Below are 26,801 nucleotides of genomic sequence, written 5' to 3'. Positions count from 1 at the left end.
TCGACAATCCAAAAACAAGAAGAGGCTAGGACTTTTGTCCCAGCCTCTTTTTAGTCTAGCTAGTAAACTAGATTATTTTTTCAAGTTGTAGAATGATTCCAATCCACGGTATTCAGCAACTTCACCAAGTTGATCTTCGATACGAAGCAATTGGTTGTATTTAGCGATACGGTCTGTACGTGAAAGTGAACCAGTCTTGATTTGTCCTGCGTTTGTTGCAACTGCGATGTCAGCGATTGTTGAATCTTCAGTTTCACCTGAACGGTGTGATACAACGGCAGTGTAACCAGCTTCTTTAGCCATTTCGATAGCATCGAATGTTTCAGTAAGAGTACCGATTTGGTTAACTTTGATAAGGATAGAGTTAGCACATTTTTCTTTGATACCACGTGAAAGGTAGTCAGTATTTGTTACGAAGAAGTCATCACCAACCAATTGAACTTTCTTACCAAGACGTTCAGTAAGAGCTTTCCAACCTTCCCAGTCGTTTTCATCCATACCATCTTCGATAGTGATGATAGGGTATTTGTCAACCAATCCTTCAAGGTAAGCGATTTGTTCTTCAGCAGTACGAACAGCAGCGCCTTCACCTTCGAATTTAGTGTAGTCGTATACTTTACGTTCTTTATCGTAGAATTCTGATGATGCACAGTCAAATCCGATAAATACATCTTTACCTGGAACATAACCAGCAGCTTCGATAGCAGCGATGATTGTTTCTACACCATCTTCAGTTCCTTCGAAACGAGGAGCGAAACCACCTTCGTCACCTACGGCTGTTTCAAGACCACGACCTTTAAGGATTTTCTTAAGAGCGTGGAAGATTTCAGCACCCCAACGAAGAGCTTCTTTGAATGTAGGTGCACCAGCAGGTACGATCATGAATTCTTGGAAAGCGATTGGAGCATCTGAGTGAGAACCACCGTTAACGATGTTCATCATTGGAGTTGGAAGAACTTTAGTGTTGAATCCACCAAGGTAGCTGTAAAGTGGGATTTCAAGGTAGTCAGCAGCTGCACGAGCAACGGCGATAGACACACCAAGGATAGCGTTAGCTCCCAAATTACCTTTGTTAGGAGTACCGTCAAGAGCGATCATAGCACGGTCGATAGCTTGTTGATCACGTACATCATAGCCGATGATAGCTTCAGCAATAATGTTGTTTACATTGTCAACAGCTTTTTGAGTACCAAGACCACCGTAACGAGATTTGTCACCGTCACGAAGTTCAACTGCTTCGTGTTCACCAGTAGAAGCTCCTGATGGAACCATACCACGTCCATGAGCACCTGATTCAGTATAAACTTCTACTTCAAGTGTTGGGTTACCGCGTGAGTCTAGGACTTCGCGAGCGTAAACATCAGTAATAATTGACATTTTCTACTCTCCTTATGAGTTATATTTTTTACACCTCTATCATACCTTAATTAGCTTATTTTTTCAAGAAAAAACAAGGAAATCTTTGAAATTTGAGAACTTTTTAACATAAAAACGGTTTCATCGATGGATCCAAATGGAATTTTGATCCTTTCCATTTTTTTCGTTCTCCTTCTCCTTTTCTTCCCTCCTTTATGCTATACTAAAGGTATGACAGATATCAATAAAACTATTTTAGAAAAAGCTGCTGGGCCTAGTCGACTTCATCCCGATGAGCAGCGTCGTTTTTTAGAGACTTATAGCGAGCGGGTCATCGCTTCTTGTAGTTTAGCTGACGCACGCGAGAAGGCCCTTCTCCAAAACTTTCCAACCATCCTGACGGATAGTTCTGATCATTTCCAACCTGTCTTTGTCAAGATTTCACCTTCCTTGGATGAATCCTACCAACTTCAGTATTTAAAAATGACAAAAGAACAAGGAATTGTTGCAAGTATTGTTTCGGATGATTGCAAGAACTCTCCTTTCGGCCTCATCATCCATACAGACCACCCGTCTGGAATCGATCCAACTGATATGAGACTCCAGTATTCCCAGTTATTTGAAGAGGAGAACAAAGCTCCTATAAGCAAAAAACCATCCTTATGGAAACGGCTCTTTGGCTAAAGAAAACCCAATGGAATAATCCAATCCATTGGGTTTCTTTTTACTGAATCTTTAGTAGTTGGCCAATATTACGTGCACAAGAAATTAGATTTTTTTCTGCATTTTCGAGGGCTTCAGAAACTTGGCAAGGACCTGGTACAATAGAAAAAGCAGCGCTTATATTGTGACTTGGAAAGCTAGGTAAATCATCCCCTAAGCTACCACAGATAGCAATGACCGGAATGCCGGCTGGCGTTCGTTTCGCTACGCCAACTGGAGCCTTCCCTGAAAGGGATTGCTGATCCATTCTTCCTTCACCGACTACCACTACATCAGCCCTTTGAACCTTGTGGTCAAAATCGATTAAATCGAGACTCTTTTCAATTCCAGAGGAAATGTGACCTCCTGCAAAGGCCACTAAACCTGCAGCCATCCCTCCTCCAGCACCAGCACCTGGCATTGATAAGATGCAAGGATCTACTAATTGGTAGAAGCTTTGCATGGCCTGATCAACCGCTGGAATTAAGAGAGGATTTAGACCCTTCTGACCACCAAAAATAAAGGTTGCTCCTTGCGGTCCGCATAAGGGGTTGGTCACATCCGTTAAGATTTGAAGGTCGATCTGCTTGATGCTAGCAGGGACTGCACTCGTATCTATGGAAGCTACACGGCCCAGGGAAGCCCCTACCGGACGAAGAAGGTGTCCTTCTTGATCAAAAAATTTGACCCCTAGTCCAGCTGCCATGCCCATTCCACCATCATTGGTCGCAGATCCACCGATTCCGACACAAATTGTTTGCAAACCTTGATCGACTAGGTGCAATATCAGTTCACCAATTCCACGAGTTTCTAGTTCTAGAGGATGGCGTTGATCAACTGGAATAGACCCTAACCCGACTAGTGCTGCCATCTCAAAAAAAGCCATCTGCTCTCTCCGGTAGTAGGGCATTAGGACTGGATTTCCAAAGGGTCCCGTGACGGAGACCTGCTCTTTTTTTAAGGCTAACACATCTGCCAAGGTATCCATGGTTCCTTCTCCCCCATCTCCAATAGGGAGCAGGTCGAAAGTTGCTTCCGGCAGGGATTCTTTAAAGCCTTTTTCTAGGGCTTCTGCTACTTGTTTTGCGGATAAGGATTCTTTAAACGAATCGGGTGCTAAAAGGATGTGCATTTCTTGTCCTTTCCATGTTGGTCTATGATCTTTAAAACTTGACTAAGATCTCTCTTTTCAATACGATAGGGAGCTTTTTTAGCTACAATGGGCTTTGCCATAAAGGCTATCCCAATACCCGCAGCCTCTATCATGGGAAGGTCATTGGCTCCATCTCCCATGGCGACAGTTTGGTTCAGTCTAAGATGGTACTGATTAGCCCAGGTCAGGAGTTTTTCCTTCTTTCCTTCAGGCGTAACGATCGGACCATAGACACGTCCTGTCAGGTAGCCCTGCTTTGATTCCAGACGATTGGCACAAAGCAGATCAATCTCTAAAGCAGATGCAAGTGGATCAATCAATTCATGAAAGCCACCCGATACAAGACCGACTTTGTAGCCCCTTTGATGCAATTCCTTGATGAGTTGCTCAGCACCTGGGTTCACTTTTATTTGTTTCTGTAGATCAGCGAATACCGAGGTTTCAAGTCCTTTCAGAAGGGACACCCGTTCACGCAAAGAAGATGAAAAATCTAGGTGGCCATTCATGGCTTTGGAGGTGAGACGTGCGACTTTCTCTCCTACACCAGCTTGATGCGCTAAAAGATCAATTCCTTCTTCTTGCACCAAGGTCCCATCTACATCCATGACAAGCAATCCCTTTACATCCATGATCCTCTCCAATCTTTCTCCTTTACTATACAAAAATAGGGCCCTAATTTCAAGTTTCAATAAACCATAGGACTAAAAAAACGACCTCTAATGAAGTCGTTTTCAGTACTTAGAAGCGAATTTGTTCGCGTGTTTTTTCGTAAGATGTGACAAAACGTTCTGTTACACCCATTTCAACCATTTCCAAAGCATCTGAGATCACTTTGAAAGAGGCACTATAATCATATTCATGTTCAAAAATATAAAGTGCTTGGTCGAAGGCTGCTTGTACATGATCATCAAATGAACGGTAGCGGTTAGAGTATTGCAACAATTGCTCTGTCAAGGTAGCATTTTGAACAATACGATAAGCGGCTTCTTCCAATTCATTCATGTCATTGGTCAAGATTTCCAACATGCGGTTTGAATTTTCAATGTTGACTTTATCAGCTTCCAATTCTGCTACCAAGGCTTCGGTATTATTGCTTGCTGTAAAGAAAATTTCAAGGAATTCTTGCGGGATACCTGGCAGATTGCGCTTGTCCATGTATCGTTTGATCGCATGCAAACGGTTGGCATAAATATTAACCTTTTGACGTGCATTGGCATCGTCTTTTTCGATTTTTGAAAGGGAATCGCTCAAGCTAATTTGTTCATCTTCGATCTCTTTCAAACGATCTTCAATTGCTTCTAACTCTTCTTCTAAGATAGAGTAGGCCTTTTGTGTTTCAGATGAATCACTAACCGCATCTTCGACAACACCTTCTTGGGCAGCCAACTCAGCTTCTAAATCTTTCAATTGACGACTGAACGTATCATTGATTTCAAAAGCTTTTTCAAGGCATTCTACCTCAGAGGCAAGATTGCTATTGTTCTCTTTTGCGTGTTTTAAATAGCCTGGCAATTGCTTAACTAATTTGTGCACAACTTTTTGCGACTCAATTTCACGTGTAAAGATGCTATACAAGGCATCAATCTCTTCTTGGATTTGCTCATTTTCATAAATGGCATTGTCCAATTCAAGCGCAGAGACATTTGACATATTGTTCTTCAAGGAAGAATGCAATTGTTGGAAGCGAGATTCGATATCTGTTTCTGTGAAATGATAACCAGATTCTAACAGCTTGCGGTGACCACTTTCCAAATCATCCAACTGGTCTGGAAGTTCGGATTGAAGAGCTGTTACAATTTCAGGAACACGCTCAACAATATGAGACAACGCCACGATATGGTTCTCAGCTGTATCCAAAATTTCTGCCGCTTCAACTGGATCTCCTGATGAATTCAAGGTCACAAATTGAGAGAACTCAGATTGGATGTTACTGATTTGTTTTTCGATCTCAGGAAGGGCACTTCCATAGCGCTCAACATCTGAAGCCACATCGTTTTGAAGGTTTTCAAACAAATCCAAAGCGTGAACCACGCGCCCACTATTTTTTTGTTCTTGCTCTTCAAGATCTGATAGGGCTTGGCGAATGGCTTTGATGTCTTCATCGATCAATTGGATTTGGCTTTCGATATTGTCAATCGCTTGTTTGGCCTTCAAGAAACGGAAAGAATTGTTAAATCCTTCTGCTTCGAAGAGATTGTTCTCAATATCTGCAAATGAATTTAAGGATAAATCTACCCATTTTTGATTCCATTCGCGAAATGCAACTTGACTTTGACCAATCAAATGCATGTTTTTTACAGCCTCTACTTCATCGTTGACTGGAAGGTTGTATAACTTTTCTTTTCGTTCTTCCAGTGCTGCCAGTAAGGCTTCATTTCGTTTTCTCAAAATTACTGCGACGACATATCCGACAATCAAGATAAGGGCAACAATAATGATGAGAATAATTAGTCCACTAGACATATAAAAAACTCCTTCATCGTATTACTTGAATGTAATCCTTGTCATTATACCATAAAATATCCATAAATGGTGAAATATCGTTGAATTTTATACATCAAGTGTACTATATTCAGCGTTTTCTTCGATAAATTCACGGCGAGGTTCCACTCGATCTCCCATTAACATATCAAAAATCCTATCGGCTTCTGCCGCGTCATCTACAGATACACGCGCCATCAAGCGGTGCTCAGGATTCATGGTTGTTTCCCATAATTGATGGTCATCCATTTCACCCAGACCTTTGTAGCGTTGGATTGTTGGTTTTGAACGACCTTCTGAATATCGTTCTAAAGCTGCTGTCAATTGAGCTTCTTGGTTGGTACCAGGTTGGATATACTCTTTGATTTCACTTCCAACTTTGACGCCATAGATCGGTGGTTGAGCGATATAGACATAACCAGCTTCTAGAACTGGTTTCATATAGCGATAAATGAGGGTTAAGAGAAGGGTTCGAATGTGGGCCCCATCTACATCGGCATCCGTCATCAACACCAACTTATGGTAACGAGCCTTTGTCACATCAAATTCGGCACCGAAACCAGTTCCCATAGCAGTAAATAAGCTACGAATTTCTTCATTGGCAAGAATCTTGTCCATACTTGCTTTTTCAACGTTCAAGATTTTCCCGCGAATAGGAAGGATCGCTTGGAATTCCCGATTACGCCCTGATTTAGCAGATCCTCCTGCTGAATCCCCTTCGACGATAAAGAGTTCTGTTTCTTGCGGATTGTTTGACGAACAGTCTGCCAATTTACCAGGCAGATTGGAAATTTCAAGGCCTGATTTCTTACGGGTCACTTCCCGTGCACGCTTGGCCGCTACGCGAGCTTTGGCAGCCAAAATCCCTTTTTCAACAATTTTCTTTGCAATTTGTGGATTTTCCAAAAGGAAATCAGAGAAAGCATCGCTAAAGAGGCGATTCGTGATTTTTACGACCTCAGAATTCCCGAGCTTGGTCTTGGTTTGCCCTTCAAACTGTGGATTTGGATGTTTTACTGAGATAACAGCTGTCAACCCTTCCCGAACATCCTCACCTGTCAGGTTGTCTTCATTTTCTTTTAGAAGTTTATTTTTCTTAGCATAATCATTGATGACACGCGTCAAAGCTGTACGGAAGCCTTGCTCATGGGTTCCACCTTCATGCGTATGGATGTTATTGGCAAAACTCATGACGGTTTCGTGGTAGTCTGTTGTATATTGCATGGCTACTTCAACGGTGATGTCATCCATTTCACCGTCTGTGTAGATCGGTGTTTCAAAAATGACATCTTTATTTTCGTTGATGTATTCCACATAACTTGCAATCCCACCTTCATAGTGGTAATGCTTTTCTTGGTTCATTCCCTCACGCTTGTCGGTCAAGGAAATACGCAAGCCTCGGTTCAAGAAGGCTAATTCTTGAATCCGTTTGTTCAATGTATCAAAATCATACACTGTTGTTTCTGTAAAGATTTCAGGATCTGGTACAAAGTGAACAGTGGTTCCTGTCCGATCTGCCTCCCCGATAATTTTCAAATCATCAACCACATGCCCACGTTGGTATTCTTGATAATAGATATTTCCATTTTTATAGACACGCACATCCAGCGAGGTCGAAAGGGCGTTGACAACAGATGATCCTACCCCGTGAAGACCACCAGAAACCTTGTAGCCACCTCCGCCGAATTTTCCTCCGGCGTGAAGGACTGTAAAGACGGTTTCAACGGCCGGACGGCCTGTCTTTTTCTGAATGTCTACAGGGATCCCACGTCCATCATCGACAACGGTAATGGAATTATCCGGTTCAATGAATACTTCAATATGGCTGGCAAAACCGGCCAAGGCTTCATCGATCGAGTTATCAACGATTTCCCAAACCAAGTGATGAAGACCCTCTTTTGAGGTTGAGCCAATATACATACCTGGACGCATCCGAACCGCTTCAAGACCTTCTAAGACCTGAATTTGACTCGCATCATATTCTTGCGCTTGCATTTCTTGCTGTTTATCCTCTGTCATAATTTCCCTTTTCTAGTCAAAAATAAACTGGTGGAGAGCTTGCATGGAATCAAATAAATAAGTAGCGAGCCCAGCTGCCTTTCCGGCTTCAATATCGATCGGACGATCTCCGATCACCAGACCATTTTGAATCTGGTACTTTCCCTTCAAATACAACATAGATGCTGGATCCGGCTTACGAGGAAAGCCCTCGTCTGCTGTTACAATCTCTGTAAAGAAGGATGCAATGCCCGTCTGATCCAGAAGTGTCAAAACTTGGCGATCGCGATGGGACACCAAAAAATGACGGCCCCCATGTGATTGAATTTCTTGAAGCAACTCTTTTGCGCCTTCAAACAAAATTGGATTCTGCAGCCCCAAGGCTTCTTTTTTCTTGTATTCCGTTCGAAAATTCGGAATGTGGAGCGCATAGGTCTCAATCGCATTCTGAGTTGAAACTTTTAATGCTGCATAAACAGAATCATGATCAGCTCGAATCTGAAAGTCCTTTAAGGTAGCCACAAAGGCATTTGTGGACGTTTCGTAATTATCCAAGAGCGTTCCGCCAAGATCCCATATATAATCACGATAATTCATAATCTTAATTATACCACAAATGTACAAAAAAAATAAGCTAAAACCCTCATTTAGGAGGGATTTTAGCCATTTTCTTTCGTATGTTATCAGTAGCATCACAGCTGATCTACTGACTGAATGAAAGCGCTACGAATCTTGACCTATTTTCATTCAAGAAAAGGAACTCTTACTTGTCTCCAAAGACGTCTTGATAGAGCATGCCCTCGCGCAGACCTTGGGCATCTCCACCAAGATGGTCCACCAAGGCGTAGGCCAAGGCTAAGGCTGTTGAAGGACCGCGACTAGTCAGAAGATTACCGTCTTTCACCACGGTCTCTTTGAGATAGTGACCCTCTTGAATCTCTTGTTCGAAACCATCGTAGCAGGTATAGTTTTTTCCTTTTAGCAAGCCTGCACGTGCCAATACAATAGGAGCTGCGCAGATGGCAGAGATAGTTTTCCCGTTGTTCCTTTCTGCTTGGAGAGCTACAATCAACTCTTCATGATCCCGCAAATTGGCTGCGCCTGGCATCCCACCTGGTAAAAAGATGGCATCATAATCGGACAAATCCCCATTCCAGAGACGATCGACTTCCACTGTGATCTGATGAGACCCCGTGACACTTTCCTCAAAGCCAATGGTATCGCAATCAATTCCTGCGCGTCTGAGAACATCCACAATGGTTAAGGCTTCAATTTCTTCAAAACCATTTGCTAGAATAGCGGCTACTTTTTTCATGTTCATACCTTCTTTCTATTGCGCCTTTTTCAAGACGACTTTTTTACGAACCGGAGCTGGAGGATCGACTTTCTTCTTTTTCACACTTTGATTGTGAATCGAAAGGACCAGTCCAATACCGATCAAATTACTGATAATAGCAGATCCCCCCTGTGAAACAAAAGGAAGCGGAATCCCTGTCAATGGCAAAATACCTGTCACTGCACCGATATTTTCAAAAATATGGAAAACCAGCATCATGATAAACCCAATGGAAATATACGTATAAAATTGGTTATTAGACTGGAGAGTAATCTTTAAAATTCGGTAAATCAGACAGACATACAAGATCAAAAATACAAGAGAGCCAGCAAAGCCAAAGTCTTCCCCTAAAACGGTGAAAATCATGTCGCTCTCCCTGACGGGCACTAATAAATTTGAAACATTGAAACCTTGTCCAAAGAGGCCTCCACTGGCAATGGCCAATTGACCCTGAGCTTGTTGGTAAGTTGTGGTTTGTGCATAATCAAATGGATTTAACCAGGCTAAAATCCGGTTCATTTGGTAGGTCGGCATGCCCAATTGTTGATGAAGAAAGGCTCTACCACCTTCTGATAAAAAGAGAAAGAGAAAGCCTGCAACGCCACCTACAAGAACAAAGACAACTGGTAGAATGATTTTCCAAGAAACTCCTGAAACCAAGACCAGACCTGCAAAAATAGCCATGAAAACGAGGGCAGTTCCTAAATCTTGTTGGAGGGCTAATAAGACAAAGACGGGAATCGTATAGATCGTTAACTCAAGGATCAAAAACCAGTCTTGGCGCAACAAACGTTCACGCCCCTTATTTCGTTGTAAAAATTGGACGATGGAGCGAGACAACATCAGAATAAAAGGAATTTTCATAAATTCCGATGGCTGAAACAGGGTGATATTCCCGTAAGCCACCCAGTTTTTTGCCCCTGTAGAGGCTACCAGACTTGGATTGTAAAAGATCAAGGGAAGTACCATTAAGGCTAGTCCAAGTACATATAGAAAAGGGGTGATTTGCCAAAGAAATTTGGTGTTAAAGATTGTTACGATCAGACAGATGAAACAGCCCATGCCAATCCAGGCTAATTGTTGGCCTAAAAAGGACCAGACCATCTGAGGGTAATCATGAGAAACGGCAACATAAACCGATAAAATCCCAATGAGCAGCAGGGCAGACACGATTCCTACTATTGGGAAATCAAATTGCACATCAAAGAAATGCTTTTGCTTCATTCACGTTCCTTTCTATGATGATTTAATGACGGATTCATTAATAGAGTAACATTTGCAGAATTAAACTAGAACCTGCTACGCAGAACCAGGCAATCAAGCCCACCAATAGTGGGGCTGATCCAGCTGAACGAAATTGTTTCCAGGAAACTTTACTTCCAATACCAACCAAGGCCATCGCCATAAAGAGTTGAGAAATTTCCTTGAGATAAGGAATGACAACTTTTGGAACTAGCCCAATCGAAGAAAGGAGAGAAGCGACAATAAACCAAATGATGAACCAAGGAACAATTTTTTTCAATATCCCTTTTTTGCTTCCTTGTTGTTTTGTTCGATACAATTTCAAACCGATTAATCCAAGACAAACCGGCACGATCATGAGAGCCCGTGTTAATTTTACGATCGTCGCCATTTCACCCGCTGCTTTACTGTATGAAAAAGCTGCAGCTACAACTGATGACGTATCATTAATGGCCGTTCCTGACCAGAGTCCAAAATGGAAATTAGACATATGCCATATATGCCCCAAAACAGGGAAGATAAAGACTGCTAAGATATTGAAGAAGAAAATCGTTGACATTGAAAGGGCAATTTCTTCTTCATCTGCTTCGATGATCGGAGCTGCAGCAGCAATGGCTGATCCGCCACAAATGGCTGTACCAAAGCCAATGAGGGTCCGTAGATGGGACTTGAGATGAAAGACCTTCCCAAAAATGATGGCCGCAAGAAAGGCTACTGTAATCGTTGGTAAGCTAATTTTTAAAGATGAGAGACCAGTAGAGGCTACGGTTTCAATGGGCAAGCTAAATCCCATGAAAATAATCGAATACTGCAACAATTTCTTTCCAGACCAATTCAATCCTGGTCGAGAAATCTCAGGTAAGTCAATCAATTCATTGAGTAAAATTCCTAAAATCAAGGCAAAGACACTTGATCCAATGATGGGAAACAAAGTCCCTAAAAACATAGCACAAAGAGCAAATCCTAAAGCTATCGCAATTCCTAAACTTTTTGTTTTCATTTTTCTCGATTCCTTTCAAAAAAGTGCTGGGCTTGATCCACTAGCTGGCTCTTCAAAGTTGTCTGAAGAGGCAAGACCTGTTTCAGCCCATCTAAAATTTGTTTTCCATATCGTTTGGTGAGGACACGCTGATCCAATAAGAGCACTAAAGATTCCTGCTCATCTGAACGACTGGTCCTTCCGATTGCCTGCTTTAATCGCAAAATAGCTACTGGTAAACTATAGTCATAAAATGGGTTCTTTCCCTGATCTCTTAGTTGGGCGTTAACTTTTTGCACCATGAACTCTTTGGGATTGTCAAAGGGAAGGCGCGTGATGATTTGAATCACTTCGTTCTGGTGGGAGAAATCGACTCCTTCCCAAAAGCTTCCAGTTCCCAACAAAATCGAACTCTCTCCACGATCAAACCGCCGTTTTATATTGGCAGCATCCCCATTTCGGTACTGGGCTAAATGAGGAACCTTTAGGGCATTTGAAGTCTCCAGCAGCAATTCTTTTGAAGTAAATAAAAGAAAGATTGATTTTCCAAGAGGAAGCAAGTCTTCAACAAGTTGGCTGAGTTCAAGCGCATATTCTGATGCAGACAAGGAAACAACGTCTGCAAAATCAATCGGTAGCAACAGCTCCTGATGTTGTTTCCGTTCTGATGGAACCTGGTACATTTGCTGGTCCCTATACCCTAATAAAGAAGGAAGATCAACCTTTCGACTAATGCCGATCGTTGCCGATACGAAGAAGACCGGTACATCCTCTGTCAGAAAGTCCTGAAACGAAAGGAGTCCTTCCACTCCTGCATGGAGATGCATGATGTGATGGTCCTCAAAAGTTTCCTTATCTATCCAATAACTCTGGTAACGTTCAGCAAAGAGTTCCTTTAAATTTTCTAAGGATTCATTCGCTAATTCCCGCACATCCTGTCGCATCTTCTCTACGGTTTGCTCAGATAAAACTGCTCGTTTTCCTTGCGCTACTTCTTTGCTACAAGCATTCAACTCAAACTGGATACTTTCTAGCAGGCGCCTTTGCAAGAGATCTTTTTCCTGATCGAGACAATGCTGGATATCCAGAAAAAGAGAGGTTAAGGACAGTTCTTTCTGCGAAAATTGCTCCAGTGCAAAGAACAGTTTCTGCGCTTCATCCACCACTAGAACTGCATCTTCCAGTAAACTCTGATCATCTTCTAAACGGGTTAAGAGATAAGCGTGGTTGGTGAGAATGACCCGACTTGTTTTCACTTTTTCCTGACCCAAACGCCAAAAATCTTCCTGATAAAAGAGTGAACGTTTGGACAATTGCCCATCATGGCAAATCTCCGCCACAAAATGGGTATGGCGATAGAGTTGTCCAACCTCACTCAACTCCCCTGTCTCTGTCATAGTTAGCCAGACCAAAAGCTGCATCTTAAAACGCTGCACCATCCGATTGTCGGATTCTCTGTGGAGGGTCTCATAAAATTTATCCAATTGTAGATATTCTTTAGGACTTTTTAAACTATGAAAAGAAACCTGAAACAGATCTTGAATTGCTTGGGCTTCCTTCTTCATTAGTTGGTCCTGAAGGATTTTAGTCGGAACACTGACAAGGATGCGCTTCGAGGTTCTCACAAGAAGTGTTAAGAGATAAGCATAGGTCTTTCCAATCCCTGTCGGCGCTTCAATAAAGCTTGGAGAACCATGCTTCAAGCCTTCCTCTATGTAGGATGCAAACTGCTTTTGCTCAGGATAAGCTTCCATTCCTAGCAACTGCATATTGAGGTCAAACTGTTCTGATAAATGACGACTTTCTAAGGGCCGGCGCTGTTTTTTTACATATAAGCCATGGACTTCTTTAAGTGAGGGGGGCAAAAAGGCTGAACTCTCTTCATAGGCATCTTCGATCAACAAACGTGACTCATAAATCAAACAATCCGCCATTGAAAGAAGTTCCTCAAGCAAGCCTCTTGGTAAGCCCGCAATTTTTTCTCTCAATTTCAAGAGCAACTGGGCTGTAGCAGTCGCATCCGCCAGCGCCGAATGGGCGTGGTGCAGCTCAATTCCTAGTTCAAAAGCCAGTGCTCCTAAATTATAACGCTCAAAGGTAGGATAGAAAATTTGAGACAATTCAACCGTATCAATTCTCGGAGTTGTCAGTTCAAACCCTTCCCAAAAAAGAGCTTCTGCCAATAAATTCGCATCAAACCGAACATTGTGGGCCACAAAAACGGCATCGTTTATCAATTCAAAAATCTCTTTTGCCACCTGTGAAAATTCTGGAGCTTTTCGCAAGCGCGCATCTGTCAGGCCAGTCAATTGTTTGATATGTTCATCCAGACGCTCATGAGGATTGACGTCCGTCTCATAGGACTGAGTGATCTCCCCATTCTCGACGATGACAATCCCAACCTGAATGATTTTTGCATTGCTTCCAGCACTGGTTGCTTCCAGATCCACAATGGCATATTTTCGTATCTGTCTTGTCATAGTACTTAAAATTATACCACGTTTCAGCAAGCTCCGCATATTTTTTTATGAGGAAATAAGAACTTCTATCTCCTTATTTTCCTCTTAATTTGATACACTATACTAGAAAGGAGTTCCTATGAAAATTTATCGCACTGTCAATCCAGTAGCCTACGAAAACACCTACTACCTTGAAAACGACCATTCTCTCATCCTTGTCGACCCAGGAAGTGACTGGCCAAGTATCCAAAGAAAAATTGAGCAAATTGGAAAACCCATCGCTGCTATTCTCTTGACCCATACCCATTACGATCATATCATGAGTCTTGAAAACGTCCGTCAGCACTACCATTTTCCTCCGGTCTATGTCCACCAGGCTGAAGCTAGCTGGTTATCTTCTCCTATTGATAATTTATCTGGATTGGATCGCCATGCAGATTTGGAAGATGTTATTTGTAAAGATGCCGAGTTTCTTTACAACATTCGAAGCAACTATCACTTGGCTGATTTCCACTTTTATGTTCTTGAGACACCAGGACACTCAGCAGGGGGTGTCTCCATTGTTTTCCCTGAAGACCACTTCGTTTTATCTGGTGATGCGCTCTTTCGGGAAACGATCGGACGGACAGATCTACCCACTGGAAATACCGACCAACTTCTTACCAGCATCAAAGAAGAGCTCTTTACCCTCCCATCCTCATACTCAGTCTATCCAGGCCATGGATCCGAAACCTCTATCGGACATGAAAAAATGTTCAACCCCTTCTTTAGACAGCCCTAAAGACGGACATCCTATTGCAACTTCCGATTCCAAGATTAAAATAGAATTTAGAACAAACAAAAAAGCAAGCGAACTTGCTTTGGAATGTAGACTAACTTTTTTAACGTAGAATAAGTTAAGCAATTCTGCAAAGAAATAAAGTAAGTTCTAATTTTTAAAATGAATCAAGAAAATACCAAAACTTTCCACCGTGAGAAAAGTACCTGAAACAATAAAGTTTCAGGTACTCGGAATTATTGAGACCTCAGGCTCAATAATTAGTCATGGAACTTCATAGAAGTTCGCTGACGTCCGTACTCACCTAAGGAAAGTTTTTAATATGATTTTGTCTTCAATTTGAAGCAAGCGAACTTGCTTTTTTTTGCTAGATTTTCAGGAAGCGTCTCATAGAGATCGAAGAACCGATCGCCCCGATCAAAATTCCCAATCCAAACAAACCACCAACCATAGTAGGAATTAAGAGATGAGGACTGTAAAGAAATAAATTTTGATCCGCCAAGTTATTGCTCATAGAAGTATAAACGAGGTTGTAAACATAGAAGACCAAGATTGAAGGAACCAAGGCTCCCAAAAGACCAATCCAAGCACCTTCTAAGAGGAATGGAGCACGAATATAGCCGTTTTTAGCACCAACCAGTCGCATAATTTTAATCTCGCGACTACGTGAAATAATGGTAATCCGAATGGTATTTGAAATCAAGAAAACAGCAATGAAGATCAACAAACCAACACCGATTAATCCCCAGTTCCGAATGAAGGTTCCAAGTGCGAACAAGCGTTGAGTATCGACCCCACCATCCTTCACTTCAGAAACTCCTTCAATTTTTTTAGCATCTGCTGAAACCTGTTTGACATATTTAGGGGCAGTTGCCTCTACATAATAGGCATCATACAAAGGATTGGCATCACCATCAAAAATTTTCCAGTTATTCCCAGCTGTTTTGATCAATTTGTTATACTGATCTTCCTTACTAGAAAAATCCGCCTTATCAACATGTTTCATAGCTGTCAGAGCATCGTAGACCTTATGGTAGTTTTCATTGCTAACCATCTGACCATCTTTTTCGATTTGCTCACTCTGATCTTGAATATCTTTGCGCATGTATACTACAACCCGCACACTATTTTGAATATCATCTGAAAGCTTGATCGTATTAGCAATAACAGAGGCAAAGATGGCAACTAAGCTAAGCGTAATCATAACCGAGCTGACCGCTGCGATCGTCATCCAGCCATTTCGTTTCAAGCTTTTAAGCGATTCGATTAAGTGTCGGAAAAATCTTCTAATCATCGTATCCGTACTCTCCTTCCGCTTCATCACGCACTACACGACCATTTTCAATCGCAATAACCCGGTGTCGTAAGGTATTTACAATCAGGCTATTGTGGGTTGCCATCAATACTGTAGTCCCTTGCAGATTGATTCGCTCCAAAAGGTTCATGATTTCCCAAGAATTATCTGGGTCCAAGTTTCCTGTTGGCTCGTCCGCAATCAAAACCTTAGGATTGTTTACGATGGCTCGTGCAATGGCAATCCGTTGTTGTTCCCCACCTGACAATTCATTCGGGAATGAACGAACCTTGTGTTTCAACCCAACCAGATCCAAGACTTCCATCACACGTTTTTTAATGTTCCGGCGACGTTCACCGATAACTTGCATCGCATAAGCAATATTTTCATAAACGGTCTTCTTTGGAAGCAATTTATAGTCTTGGAAAACCACACCTACATTGCGTCGCAACATCGGAACATCACGTTTTTTGATTTTATCTAAATCAAAACCTGCTACTTTCAATTTTCCTTTATCATGTTTTACTTCACGGTATAAAAGTCGAATAAAGGTCGACTTCCCAGCTCCAGAAGGACCTACAATATAGGCAAATTCTCCTGGTTCAATTTGGACAGATACCCCACGAAGGGCTGTTGTCCCGTTGTCATATTTTTTGACAACATCATTCATTTCAATCATTGACATGTAATGAAATTCCTTTCATTCGTTTTTGGGTCATCCCCTATAGCTTATTGGAGACGCCATTTGAGGTAGGCATCGATAAAACCATCGATATCTCCATCCATCACCTTATCTACTTGAGCAACTTCATAGTTTGTTCGGTGATCCTTGACCATGGTGTAAGGGGTAAAGACATAAGAGCGGATTTGACTGCCCCAGGTGATTTCTTTTTTATCCCCTTTTAGAGAATCCACTTCTGCTGCTTTTTTCTCTTGCTCCAATTGGTAGAGTTTAGCTTGCAACATCTTCATAGCTCGATCACGGTTCCCATATTGGGTCCGATCCACTGTTGAAGCCACGACAATTCCTGTAGGAATGTGGGTCAAACGCACCCCTGTAGAGACCTTGTTGACGTTTTGTCCACCAGCACCACCAGAGCGGAAAGTGTCCATCTTAATATCGTCGTCCCGAATCTCAACTTCAATCGTATCATCCAATTCTGGCATGACTTCAACAGAAGTGAAGGAAGTATGACGCCGTTTAGCAGAGTCAAATGGCGAGATGCGAACCAAGCGATGGACGCCCATCTCAGATTTGAGAAGACCATAGGCATGAGGCCCTTCAAAGGATAAGGTCACCGATTTAATTCCAGCCTCATCTCCAGCCTGGTAATCCAAGACTTCAACCTTGAAACCGTGAGCATTTCCAAAGCGCGTATACATCCGAAGAAGCATGTCGCCCCAGTCCTGAGCTTCGGTTCCTCCTGAACCCGGATGGATTTCTAAAATGGCATTATTATTGTCATAAGGCTCAGACAACAACAAGGTCATCTCATAGCTGGTCATCCGTTTGTCCAACTCATCCAACTTTTCGATCAACTCATCCTTGACCGAATCATCTTCAGCCAAAAAGTCTAGTAAAATTTCTGACTCATCAAATAGATCTTGCATCTGATGGAAATTTTCATAGGTTTGCTTGAGTTCATTTAATTCCTGAGATGTCTTTTGCGCCGCAATATTATCATCCCAAAAATCAGGTTCTGTCATTTTATTTTCTAAAATGGCAATGTCTTCTTCCAATGCCTCTAAGTCAAAGAGACCCCCTGAAAGAAGCTAATTTTTCACGATTTGCGTCAATTTTTTGACGAATTTCTGAAATGTCCATATGTACCTCTTTCTATGTATCTGGTCTATTATACCATAATCTTTACCATTTTCCCAACTTCGGATATTGATTCTGCTGGTTTTACCTATACAAACCCCGTTTATTTTAAGTGTTTTTTCATTCATTTGTAACCTAATTGTTAGAAAAAAAGATCCTCTTATGCTAGACTAGTAGCATGACAAGAGTAGCTTTTATGTCCGATTTACATATTGATTCCAACGACTTCGGAAAAGATGAAGTAAAAACCCTTCTCACTCTCATGGAGCAGAAAAAAATTCAACACCTCCATATTGCAGGAGATATTGCGAATGGTTATGAAAAGAGATCTCAAGAATTTTTAGCCCAACTCCAATGTCAGCTCCCCGTAACCTTTAGTTTGGGAAATCATGATATGCTGGGCCTATCAGAAGAAGCCATCAAACCATTTGAATTTCAGAAAATTTCCTTTTCCAAACATACTCTTCTCGCCTTTTCGGGTTGGTATGACTACAGCTTTGTTCCCTCCATCTCTCACCAAAAACATCTCCAAACCAAGAATCTGTTTTGGTTTGATAGACGCCTCAAACGAACAGGGTCTGATCCAGAAATCACCAAAAAGCTTTTACAGGAGCTTGAACAAGAACTACAGAAAATAAAGCAACCCCTTGTCATCGCCATGCACTTTGTTCCTCATAGTCAGTTTCTCCTGCGCCACCCTTATTTTGAACGCTTCAATGCGTTTCTAGGGAGCCAAGACTTTCATGAACTTTTTAGACAATTTCCTGTTAGAGAGGTGATTTTTGGCCATAGCCACCACCGAATACCAGCGACAACGATTGACACGATCACCTATCATGCCAGACCTTTAGGTTATATCCGAGAATGGGATCTTTGTAAACAATTCTTTGATGTTTTTCCAGAATTTGATTTTCCAAAACGCTATGATCCCTACAAGCGCTATCGAAAAATAAAAAATCTCCCCGAATTTCAAGCCTACAAGAAAAAACAACTCGCTCATGAATTCTCACAAGCCATGACGATTCTTGAACTATAATAAAAAAATTGGTCCCAGAGGAACCAATTTTTTATTACTCTTCTGTACCTAAGAGTTGTTTCGCAACAAAGGCTGCTAGGACTCCTCCGACAATTGGAGCAAGGATAAAGATCCAAAGTTGTTGAAGGGCTGCACCACCTACAAAGAGGGCAGGCGCCAAACTACGAGCTGGGTTAACAGAAAGACCTGTAATGTTCAAACCAACAAGAATGATCAGGGTCAAGCTCAAACCAATCACAAGCCCAGCGATTTTTCCATTTCCCTTAGAATCTGATGTCACGGTCATAATGACCAAGATAAAGATAAAGGAGGCAATCACTTCAAACAAGAATCCTCCAAATGGAGTCACACCCTTAGCCAAGGCATTTTCACCAAGACTAGCTGTTGACATACCTGAATTGGACAATAGGAAGAATACTATAGCAGATGCAAGAACAGCTCCCACAACTTGCGCTGCAATATAATTAACCAAGTCCTTTGAAGACAAGCGTTTGTTGACAAACATGGCAATCGAAACAGCTGGGTTCAAGTGGGCGCCAGAAACAGTTCCAATTGAGTATGCTGCTGCAACAATGGACAAACCGAATGCCAAGGCAATTCCTAAATGTCCAAGACCTTCTGTCCCATTTCCAAAAACAACTGCGCCAGTCCCGATAAAGACAAGCATAAATGTGCCGATTACTTCAGCAAAAAACTTTTTCATAATATAGTTTCCTTTCTTCAAACTGTTGATTAGTTTACCAAAAATCTACACTTACCTCAAGAAATTTGCCCGAACATTTCTGCTAGCAAAAAAGCCATCCGAAGATGACTTTCTCAATGCTTAAATCGCATTTTTATCTTTTCCAAGTGCGCGCTGAATAGCTTTCACAATCTCGACAAGGACAACAATCAAGAAGGATCCTGTTAAAACAGCTAACCATTGGGTCAAACTCAAATGAGAGACATGGAAGAGTTTATTAAATCCAGGAACAACAATCGTTGCCATTAAAAGAACGAATGCGAGTGGAATGGACCAGTTAAAGGTTTTGTTCTTGAAGAGACCCACTTTAAAGATGGATTGGTAAACCGACTTGACGTTAAAGGCATGGAGCAATTGGATCAAACCAAGAGTGGCAAAGGCCATGGTCAGTGCATCCGCATGGATTTCCGCACGAATAGCGTGTTCTGGCCATAACAAGGCCCAACCATAAACACCAAGAACGAGTAAAGTTTGGAAGACACCTTGATACAAAATGGCACCGAAGACACCACCATCAAAGAAATTAGATTTACGTCCACGAGGTTTATGGGTCATAACGCCTGGCTCAGCTGGCTCAACACCAAGAGCAATGGCTGGAAGCGTATCTGTTACCAAGTTAATCCAGAGAAGATGCACTGGTTGCAATACATCCCAACCAAAGAGAGTCGCAAAGAAGATGGTGAAGACCTCAGCCATATTAGCAGACAAGAGGTATTGGATGGATTTTTGGATATTGGAGAAGACCTTACGTCCTTCTTCAACCGCTACGATAATGGTTGCGAAGTTGTCATCAGCAAGGACCATATCAGAAGCACCCTTAGAAACCTCTGTACCTGTAATCCCCATACCGATACCGATGTCAGCTGTCTTAAGTGATGGCGCATCGTTGACTCCATCACCTGTCATGGCAACAACCTTACCTTCTTTTTGCCATGCTTTCACGATCCGAACCTTGTGCTCAGGAGATACACGTGCGTAGACAGAGTATTGTTTGAAGACTTTTTGGAATTCTTCATCCGTGAGTTCATTCAACTCAGCACCCGTGAAGACATGGTCTTCTGTGTCATTTGGATCGATGATTCCAAGACGTTTAGCAATAGCTTCTGCTGTATCTTGGTGGTCACCTGTGATCATGATTGGACGAATACCCGCTTCCTTAGCGACACGAACAGCTTCTGCAGCTTCTGGACGCTCAGGGTCAATCATACCGACCAAACCAGAGAAGATAAGGTCAGACTCAACAATTTCAGATTCCAAGGTTGGGATTTCCTTGCTTGTCTTATAAGCCATCATCAAGACACGAAGGGCTTGTTTGGCCAAGTCTTTGTTGGTAGCAAGGATAGCTTTCTTGTCTTCTTCCGTGATAGGGCGAACTTCCCCATTGACTTCGATACGAGTCACGCGCTTGAGCAATTGATCAGGCGCACCCTTGACAGCGATAAAGTAAGAGCAGTCTGCTTCCTTATGAATGGTAGACATGAGCTTACGGTCTGAGTCAAATGGCAATTCAGCCACACGTGGCTCATCCTTTAAGACTTCACGGACATCAAAGTTGTGATCCAAGCCAAACTGTACCAAAGCAGTTTCCGTTGGATCCCCAATTAACTTACCAGATGGGTCCACCTTGGTATCATTGGCAAAGTTCATGATACGGAGCGTATTGTTGCTTGCAGCGATTTCAGCTGCCGAGCTTTGCAATTGACCGTTGGTATAGACTTTTTCAACCGTCATTTGGTTCATGGTCAAGGTACCTGTTTTATCAGATGCGATGATTTCTGTAGAACCAAGTGTTTCAACGGCTGGCAATTTACGAACGATTGAATTGCGTTTAGCAAGGGTTGTTGTCCCCAAAGATAGGACAATGGTAACGATAGCAGGAAGTCCTTCTGGAATCGCCGCAACCGCAAGAGCAACCGCCACCATCAAGCCTTCTAACGGATGTTCACCACGAACGAAGACACCAACTAAGAAGGTGATAATCGCAATCACAACAATCAAGTAAGTCAAAGCTTTAGACAATTGTTCCAAACTTTGCTTCAACGGTGTTTCCGTTTCATCGGCATTGGCCAACATATCTGCAATCTTACCGACTTCTGTATACATACCCGTGTTGGTCACGACACCAATACCACGACCATAGGTCACGTTTGAGTTCTGATAACCCATATTGACACGATCTCCGATACCAGCATCTGCTTCCACCACTTGAGTCACATCTTTTTCAACTGGGACAGATTCTCCAGTAAGAGCTGCTTCTTCGATTTTAAGGGAGGCTGCTTCAAACAAGCGCATATCAGCAGGGACCACATCTCCGGCTTCAAGCAAGACGATGTCTCCAGGCACCAATTCTTTTGAATCAATTTCAATGACATGCCCATCCCGACGAACACGCGCTAATGGACTGGACATATTTTTCAGTGCTTCGATGGCTGCTTCGGCTTGTCCTTCTTGATAGACACCAAAAGCGGCATTCAAAACAACAACGGCTAAGATGATCATGGCATCTGTCAGACCATCCATTCCTTCTGTGAGCACAGAGAGAGCTGCGGCTACTAACAAGATGATAATCATCAAATCTTTAAACTGGTCAATAAACTTAGACAAGATACTACGTTTTTCACCTTCATCTAGTTCATTGTGGCCATAAGTCGCTAAGCGTTCTTGGGCTTGTGCTGAAGACAAACCTTCGATCGAAGAGTCTAGTGTTTTTAAGACTTCCTCTTCACTTTGTGTATAAAACAAAGCTTTATTTTGTTCTTTGGACAAAATAACTTCCTCCTTATAACGTTCTTCCAGATCTCTTTTGCACAAAAAAGAGACCTGTTTGAAAAAACAAGTCTCGCCGTTTAATATAGTGCCGGAAATAATTTCGTAATGACGACACTATCGCGGAAAACCGCCAGCTACTCCCTTGAGTGGTTTTATTATACCATTTTTACGGAATAAAGCAAGCAGGATCTTTACAAATTTCCTAGGGCTTATTCTGCCCATTCTACTAGCAATTGGTAATTGGCAAATTCCTGCTCTCCATCAAGTGTTAATAAGCGATAAGTCACTTGCAAACGACTTGGTTCTAATTGAAAGAGGTCTGTTGTAATCAAAAATTGCTGAATCCCCATAGGGGTCGGTATGATCGCTCCACCATCTTCGTTTTTGTTAAAGCGCATGATGGATTTAGGAGTTGAAAATCGTGTCATGACCAATTCATCGTTGGAAAATTTCAAAACAACTTTTTCATCTTCTTCATTGGTATACAAGAGGTATTGAAACCCTGCTTTTTCCTTCCATTCGCCTTGATAGTACTGATCAACGATTTCCATTTCTTCCCCAAACCGAATGGTATTTTGAATACGAATCTGCATCTTCATCTCCTTCTCATCTTTCCTTGCTTTCCTATTCTATCAAATTTTACGCATTTTGACTGCTCCTATTCGCCTCAAGATCGCAAAATAGGCTTTTTTTTGCTATAATAGACCCATGAATGAAAAAGTCTTTCGAGATCCCGTACATGATTACGTTCATGTGGAGCATCCCATCATTTATCAATTGATTAATAGTAAAGAATTTCAACGACTACGCCGCATCAAACAATTGGGAACATCTGGTTTTACCTTCCACGGTGGGGAGCATAGTCGTTTTTCTCACTGTCTTGGCGCCTATGAAATTTCAAGACGGATTCTGTCTATTTTTGAGGAAAAGTATGCGGATCAATGGAATTCTGATGAAAATTTATTGACCATGGCAGCTGCCCTCCTCCATGACATCGGGCACGGGGCCTATTCCCATACCTTCGAGGGACTATTTGGAACGGATCATGAAAAAATGACCCAGCTGATCATCACCAGTCCGGAGACAGAGGTCAATCAGATCCTCATACAAGTGGCACCGGATTTCCCAAATCGCGTGGCTAGTGTCATTGATCATACCTATCCCAATAAACAGGTGGTGCAGTTGATTTCCAGTCAAATAGATGTGGACCGAATGGATTATTTGCTACGAGATGCCTACTTTACGGGTGCTTCCTATGGGAAATTTGACTTGACCCGTATTTTGCGCGTTATTCGCCCCATTGAAAATGGCATTGCCTTCCAACAAAATGGCATGCACGCTGTCGAGGATTACGTGGTCAGCCGTTACCAAATGTATATGCAGGTTTACTTCCACCCAGCTACTCGTGCCATGGAAGTCCTCCTTCAAAATCTACTCAAACGCGCTAGAACCATTTATCCAGATCAGAAAGAATATTTTCAACTGACTTCACCTCGCCTGATTCCATTTTTTGAAGAAGATGTGACCATTGACGATTACCTGAATTTAGATGACGGCGTCATGAATACCTATTTCCAAGTCTGGATGGATAGTCCGGATACCATCTTGTCTGATCTTGCTCAGCGCTATATTAATCGGAAAGTCTTTAAATCGATTCTCTTTACCGAAGATAAACGGAAAGACTTAGCAATTCTTAAAGAGCTGATCAATGAAGTGGGCTTTAATCCAACATATTACACAGCTATCCATCAAAATTTCGACCTGCCCTACGATATTTATCGGCCAGAGCTTGAAAAGCCACGTACTCAGATCGAGATGATCCGCAAAGATGGACACCTAGCCGAATTGTCTCAATTGTCTCCACTAGTTGCTGCTCTTGCTGGAACACGCTATGGAGATAACCGCTTCTATTTCCCTAAGGAAATGCTGCTGGCAACTGACCTTTTCAGTAAACAAGTCGAGGAGTTTACTTCCTATATCTCCAATGATTATTTTACAGGTAAAAAAGACAGCAAGAAACAGTTGTAGCAATTTTTTGTAAAACGTTTCCCCTCACTGAAACAAATGAAAAAACTGGCGTGCATTCGCCATTGCCATTAGAAAGTAGGTATTTCAACAACATGTACCATTACCAACTAGGAATTTCTGCCTCTGAACATGATCATTTTGTGATTCAAAGCGACCAAACCAATCTATTACAAAGTAGCGCGTGGGCAAAAATCAAAGATAACTGGGGAAATGAGCGAGTTGGTTTTTATCAAGAGGACCAATTGGTTGGTGTTGCCAGTATCTTGATCCAACCACTTCCACTAGGATTTTCCATGCTCTACATTCCTCGTGGTCCTATTATGGATTATCAAAATCAAGACCTAGTTACCTTTGTCATCCGCTCTCTAAAAAAAATAGCCAAGCAGCACAAAGCCTTATTTGTAAAATTTGATCCTAGTCTTTTTCTAAGTAACCAAATGATTGGCCAAGAAAAAACAGAAGCTAGCGATGTAGAAGCCGTCATTACTGCATTGACAAAACAAGGTGTTGAATGGACCGGCCCTACAAAGGATATGGCTGAAAATATCCAACCACGCTTTCAAGCCAATATTCACAAAGAATTTTTCACTGAACAAAATCTTTCAAAATCTACTCGACAAGCCATCCGAACTGCCCGAAACAAAAGGATTCAGGTGCAATTTGGCGGGACAGAATTACTAGATGATTTTGCATCTCTCATGAAAAAAACAGAAGCGCGTAAAAGTATCCACCTTCGTGGAAGAGACTACTATGAAAAACTACTCACAACCTATCAAGGGCAATCCTATATTACCTTGTCCACTCTGGATCTAGAAGCAAGAAAAACTTCACTAGTTCAGGATCTTGAGAAAAATCAGGCTGAAGCTGAAAAATTCACAGAAAAAACCAAGCCTGGTAAGATAGAGAATAACCAGAAAGAAAAAGAACGCTTAGAAGAAGAGCTTCAATTCCTTGAAGAGCATCTTCAAGCAGGATTGCGAACCGTACCTTTATCCGGTACCTTAACTCTTGAATTTGGTGGAACATCTGAAAATGTCTATGCGGGAATGGATGAAGAATTCCGCCGTTACCAACCTGCCATTCTCACTTGGTACGAAACAGCTCAACACGCCTTCGATCGTGGTGCTTCATGGCAAAATATGGGAGGCATTGAAAATTCACTAGATGGCGGACTCTATCATTTTAAGTCAAAATTCAATCCCATTATTGAAGAATTTGTTGGCGAATTTAACCTCCCTACAAACTTCCTTTACCCTCTAGTAAACAAAGCTTACAAGATCCGGAAAAAATTAAGGAGTAAATAAAGTCATATGACACTTACGACCATATCAAAAGATGAATTTACCTCATTTGCCAATACCGTTTCTCACCGCTCATTCATCCAGTCTGTCGAGATGGCAGATCTCCTTGAACGCCGAGGAAATACGGTTCAATTGATAGCCTGGAAACAAAATGATCAAGTTCAAGTAGCAGCTATCCTGTATAGTCAGCCCATGACAGGTGGTCTCCATATGGAAATCAATTCCGGCCCACTATACCAAAACGAAGCTATGCTCCAACCCTTTTATGCAGCCGTAAAAGACTATGCCAAAGAGAATGGAGCTATGGAACTAGTTATCAAGCCCTATGATACCTATCAAACTTTTGATAGTGACGGAAACCCTACAACCGAAGAACAAACCCATTTCATGGATACCCTTACAAATTTGGGCTATCAGCATGATGGTTTAACAACTGGTTATCCAGGAGGGGAGCCGGACTGGCACTATGTGAAAGACATGGATGGCATTACTGAGAAAAATCTTCTCAACAGTTTTAGCAAAAAAGGAAAACCACTTGTAAAAAGAGCAAAATCCTTTGGTATTCAACTTAAGCAGTTAAACCGAGATGAGCTATATATTTTCAAGGAAATTACTTCTTCTACCAGTGACCGTCGAGACTATCAGGATAAGACCTTAGATTATTACCAAAATTTTTATGATAGTTTTGGCGATAAGGTAGATTTTATGATCGCAACACTAAATTTTGAACTCTACCTTTCAAATCTACAAGAAAAATGGAAGGATCTTCAATCTCAGCTTGATCCTCTAATAGAAAAAATTTCAGAGGGGATCAATTCCGCTAAAATTAATAAACTTAAGGCACAATTAGACAAACAAATGAATACACTATCTGTTCGAATGGATGAAGCAAAAGAATACATTGAAAAATATGGTAACCAGGACGTAATTCTGGCAGGTAGTCTATTTGTCTATATGCCACAAGAATCTACCTATTTGTTTAGTGGTTCCTATACGGAATTTAATAAGTTCTACGCCCCTGCTGTTCTTCAGGAATACATGATGCTTGAAACAATCAAACGAGGAATCCCACGATACAATTTTCTCGGTATCCAAGGTATCTTCGATGGTTCAGATGGTGTTTTACGCTTCAAACAGAATTTCAACGGCTACATTGTTCGTAAAATGGGAACCTTCCGCTATTATCCACGTCCCTTAAAACACAAAGTCATCTCACTCATTAAACGACTATTAGGACGTTCATAAATACAAAAAATTCAGCCAATTAGCTGGATTTTTCTTATACAAGCAAAAAGAGGCTGGGACCAAAGTCCTAGCCTCTTAAT

22 protein-coding genes are annotated in these 26,801 nt (G+C 41.8%); 6 read left to right on the top strand and 16 right to left on the bottom strand.

The window, feature by feature from the left end:
* Nucleotides 1-72: 72 nt before the first annotated feature.
* Nucleotides 73-1,377: a surface-displayed alpha-enolase gene (eno, locus tag BTU61_RS05490; RefSeq protein WP_200772676.1), complete on the bottom strand. Its 1,305-nt coding sequence runs from the start codon at nt 1,375-1,377 to the stop codon at nt 73-75.
* A gap of 210 nt (nt 1,378-1,587) precedes the next feature.
* On the opposite strand from eno, the gene BTU61_RS05485 reads away from it, so the two are divergent.
* On the top strand, nt 1,588-2,040 hold the full coding sequence (locus BTU61_RS05485; protein WP_200772675.1) for a DUF1694 domain-containing protein: 453 nt from the start codon (nt 1,588-1,590) through the stop codon (nt 2,038-2,040).
* Between the two features lie 40 nt (nt 2,041-2,080).
* Here BTU61_RS05485 and BTU61_RS05480 read toward each other — a convergent pair whose 3' ends face one another.
* The 9 genes from BTU61_RS05480 to BTU61_RS05440 form a co-directional block, all read right to left on the bottom strand.
* Entirely contained in the window at nt 2,081-3,190 is a 1,110-nt protein-coding gene (locus BTU61_RS05480) for a glycerate kinase (RefSeq protein WP_200772674.1), read from the bottom strand.
* Nucleotides 3,175-3,843: a phosphoserine phosphatase SerB gene (gene serB / locus BTU61_RS05475; RefSeq protein ID WP_200772683.1), complete on the bottom strand. Its 669-nt coding sequence runs from the start codon at nt 3,841-3,843 to the stop codon at nt 3,175-3,177. The genes BTU61_RS05480 and serB overlap by 16 nt, the downstream gene beginning before the upstream one ends.
* A gap of 106 nt (nt 3,844-3,949) precedes the next feature.
* A complete protein-coding gene (ezrA, locus tag BTU61_RS05470) occupies nt 3,950-5,674 on the bottom strand; it encodes a septation ring formation regulator EzrA (RefSeq protein ID WP_200772673.1) in 1,725 nt (574 codons plus the stop codon).
* 87 nt (nt 5,675-5,761) lie between these two features.
* A complete protein-coding gene (gyrB, locus tag BTU61_RS05465) occupies nt 5,762-7,711 on the bottom strand; it encodes a DNA topoisomerase (ATP-hydrolyzing) subunit B (protein WP_200772672.1) in 1,950 nt (649 codons plus the stop codon).
* Between the two features lie 12 nt (nt 7,712-7,723).
* Nucleotides 7,724-8,287, bottom strand: a complete 564-nt coding sequence (locus BTU61_RS05460; protein WP_200772671.1) for an HAD-IA family hydrolase — start codon at nt 8,285-8,287, stop codon at nt 7,724-7,726.
* 166 nt (nt 8,288-8,453) lie between these two features.
* A complete protein-coding gene (locus tag BTU61_RS05455; protein WP_200772670.1) occupies nt 8,454-9,005 on the bottom strand; it encodes a DJ-1 family glyoxalase III in 552 nt (183 codons plus the stop codon).
* Nucleotides 9,006-9,020: 15 nt separating this feature from the next.
* Nucleotides 9,021-10,250 carry an FtsW/RodA/SpoVE family cell cycle protein gene (locus tag BTU61_RS05450; protein ID WP_200772669.1) on the bottom strand — a complete coding sequence of 410 codons (1,230 nt, stop codon included), beginning with the start codon at nt 10,248-10,250 and terminating at the stop codon, nt 9,021-9,023.
* A gap of 37 nt (nt 10,251-10,287) precedes the next feature.
* Nucleotides 10,288-11,268 (bottom strand): YeiH family protein, encoded by a 981-nt coding sequence (locus BTU61_RS05445; RefSeq protein ID WP_200772668.1) that lies wholly within the window; start codon nt 11,266-11,268, stop codon nt 10,288-10,290.
* Nucleotides 11,265-13,727, bottom strand: coding sequence for a bifunctional DnaQ family exonuclease/ATP-dependent helicase (locus BTU61_RS05440; protein ID WP_200772667.1), 2,463 nt, complete (start codon nt 13,725-13,727; stop codon nt 11,265-11,267). Before BTU61_RS05440 ends, BTU61_RS05445 begins: the two co-directional genes overlap by 4 nt.
* 118 nt (nt 13,728-13,845) lie before the next feature.
* On the opposite strand from BTU61_RS05440, the gene BTU61_RS05435 reads away from it, so the two are divergent.
* Nucleotides 13,846-14,487 (top strand): MBL fold metallo-hydrolase, encoded by a 642-nt coding sequence (locus BTU61_RS05435; protein WP_200772666.1) that lies wholly within the window; start codon nt 13,846-13,848, stop codon nt 14,485-14,487.
* Nucleotides 14,488-14,851: 364 nt separating this feature from the next.
* On the opposite strand, the gene ftsX is transcribed toward BTU61_RS05435, so the two are convergent.
* From ftsX to prfB, 3 genes are all read right to left on the bottom strand, one after another.
* Nucleotides 14,852-15,778, bottom strand: coding sequence for a permease-like cell division protein FtsX (gene ftsX, locus BTU61_RS05430; RefSeq protein ID WP_200772665.1), 927 nt, complete (start codon nt 15,776-15,778; stop codon nt 14,852-14,854).
* Nucleotides 15,771-16,463, bottom strand: coding sequence for a cell division ATP-binding protein FtsE (gene ftsE / locus BTU61_RS05425; RefSeq protein WP_187540500.1), 693 nt, complete (start codon nt 16,461-16,463; stop codon nt 15,771-15,773). The genes ftsX and ftsE overlap by 8 nt, the downstream gene beginning before the upstream one ends.
* Nucleotides 16,464-16,507: 44 nt before the next feature.
* Nucleotides 16,508-17,603 (bottom strand): peptide chain release factor 2 gene (gene prfB, locus BTU61_RS05420; protein WP_187540499.1). Its coding sequence is split into 2 segments (ribosomal slippage): nt 16,508-17,530 and nt 17,532-17,603, totalling 1,095 coding nucleotides; the frame shifts between segments, so codons are not numbered across the junction.
* Between the two features lie 175 nt (nt 17,604-17,778).
* Between prfB and BTU61_RS05415 the strand changes: the two genes are divergently transcribed.
* Nucleotides 17,779-18,636 carry a metallophosphoesterase gene (locus tag BTU61_RS05415; RefSeq protein ID WP_200772664.1) on the top strand — a complete coding sequence of 286 codons (858 nt, stop codon included), beginning with the start codon at nt 17,779-17,781 and terminating at the stop codon, nt 18,634-18,636.
* 34 nt (nt 18,637-18,670) lie between these two features.
* On the opposite strand, the gene BTU61_RS05410 is transcribed toward BTU61_RS05415, so the two are convergent.
* The 3 genes from BTU61_RS05410 to BTU61_RS05400 form a co-directional block, all read right to left on the bottom strand.
* Complete coding sequence (locus BTU61_RS05410) at nt 18,671-19,339, bottom strand: MIP/aquaporin family protein (protein WP_200772663.1); 669 nt, start codon at nt 19,337-19,339, stop codon at nt 18,671-18,673.
* A gap of 120 nt (nt 19,340-19,459) precedes the next feature.
* Nucleotides 19,460-22,144, bottom strand: a complete 2,685-nt coding sequence (locus BTU61_RS05405) for a cation-translocating P-type ATPase (RefSeq protein WP_200772662.1) — start codon at nt 22,142-22,144, stop codon at nt 19,460-19,462.
* 212 nt (nt 22,145-22,356) lie between these two features.
* Nucleotides 22,357-22,740 carry a YwiB family protein gene (locus BTU61_RS05400; RefSeq protein WP_200772661.1) on the bottom strand — a complete coding sequence of 128 codons (384 nt, stop codon included), beginning with the start codon at nt 22,738-22,740 and terminating at the stop codon, nt 22,357-22,359.
* Between the two features lie 115 nt (nt 22,741-22,855).
* Here BTU61_RS05400 and BTU61_RS05395 point away from each other — a divergent pair, with 115 nt between their 5' ends.
* The 3 genes from BTU61_RS05395 to BTU61_RS05385 all read left to right on the top strand — a co-directional run bounded on the left by BTU61_RS05395 (nt 22,856) and on the right by BTU61_RS05385 (nt 26,721).
* Nucleotides 22,856-24,175 (top strand): HD domain-containing protein, encoded by a 1,320-nt coding sequence (locus tag BTU61_RS05395; RefSeq protein ID WP_200772660.1) that lies wholly within the window; start codon nt 22,856-22,858, stop codon nt 24,173-24,175.
* A gap of 92 nt (nt 24,176-24,267) precedes the next feature.
* Nucleotides 24,268-25,479, top strand: a complete 1,212-nt coding sequence (locus BTU61_RS05390) for an aminoacyltransferase (protein ID WP_200772659.1) — start codon at nt 24,268-24,270, stop codon at nt 25,477-25,479.
* A gap of 6 nt (nt 25,480-25,485) precedes the next feature.
* Nucleotides 25,486-26,721: an aminoacyltransferase gene (locus BTU61_RS05385; RefSeq protein ID WP_200772658.1), complete on the top strand. Its 1,236-nt coding sequence runs from the start codon at nt 25,486-25,488 to the stop codon at nt 26,719-26,721.
* Nucleotides 26,722-26,801 lie beyond the last annotated feature (80 nt).

The sequence above is a fragment of the Streptococcus lactarius genome (assembly GCF_016642265.1).
Taxonomy (GTDB): domain Bacteria; phylum Bacillota; class Bacilli; order Lactobacillales; family Streptococcaceae; genus Streptococcus; species Streptococcus lactarius.
The sequence above is the reverse complement of the archived record's forward strand: the minus strand, read 5'-3'. Positions and strand labels throughout refer to the sequence as shown.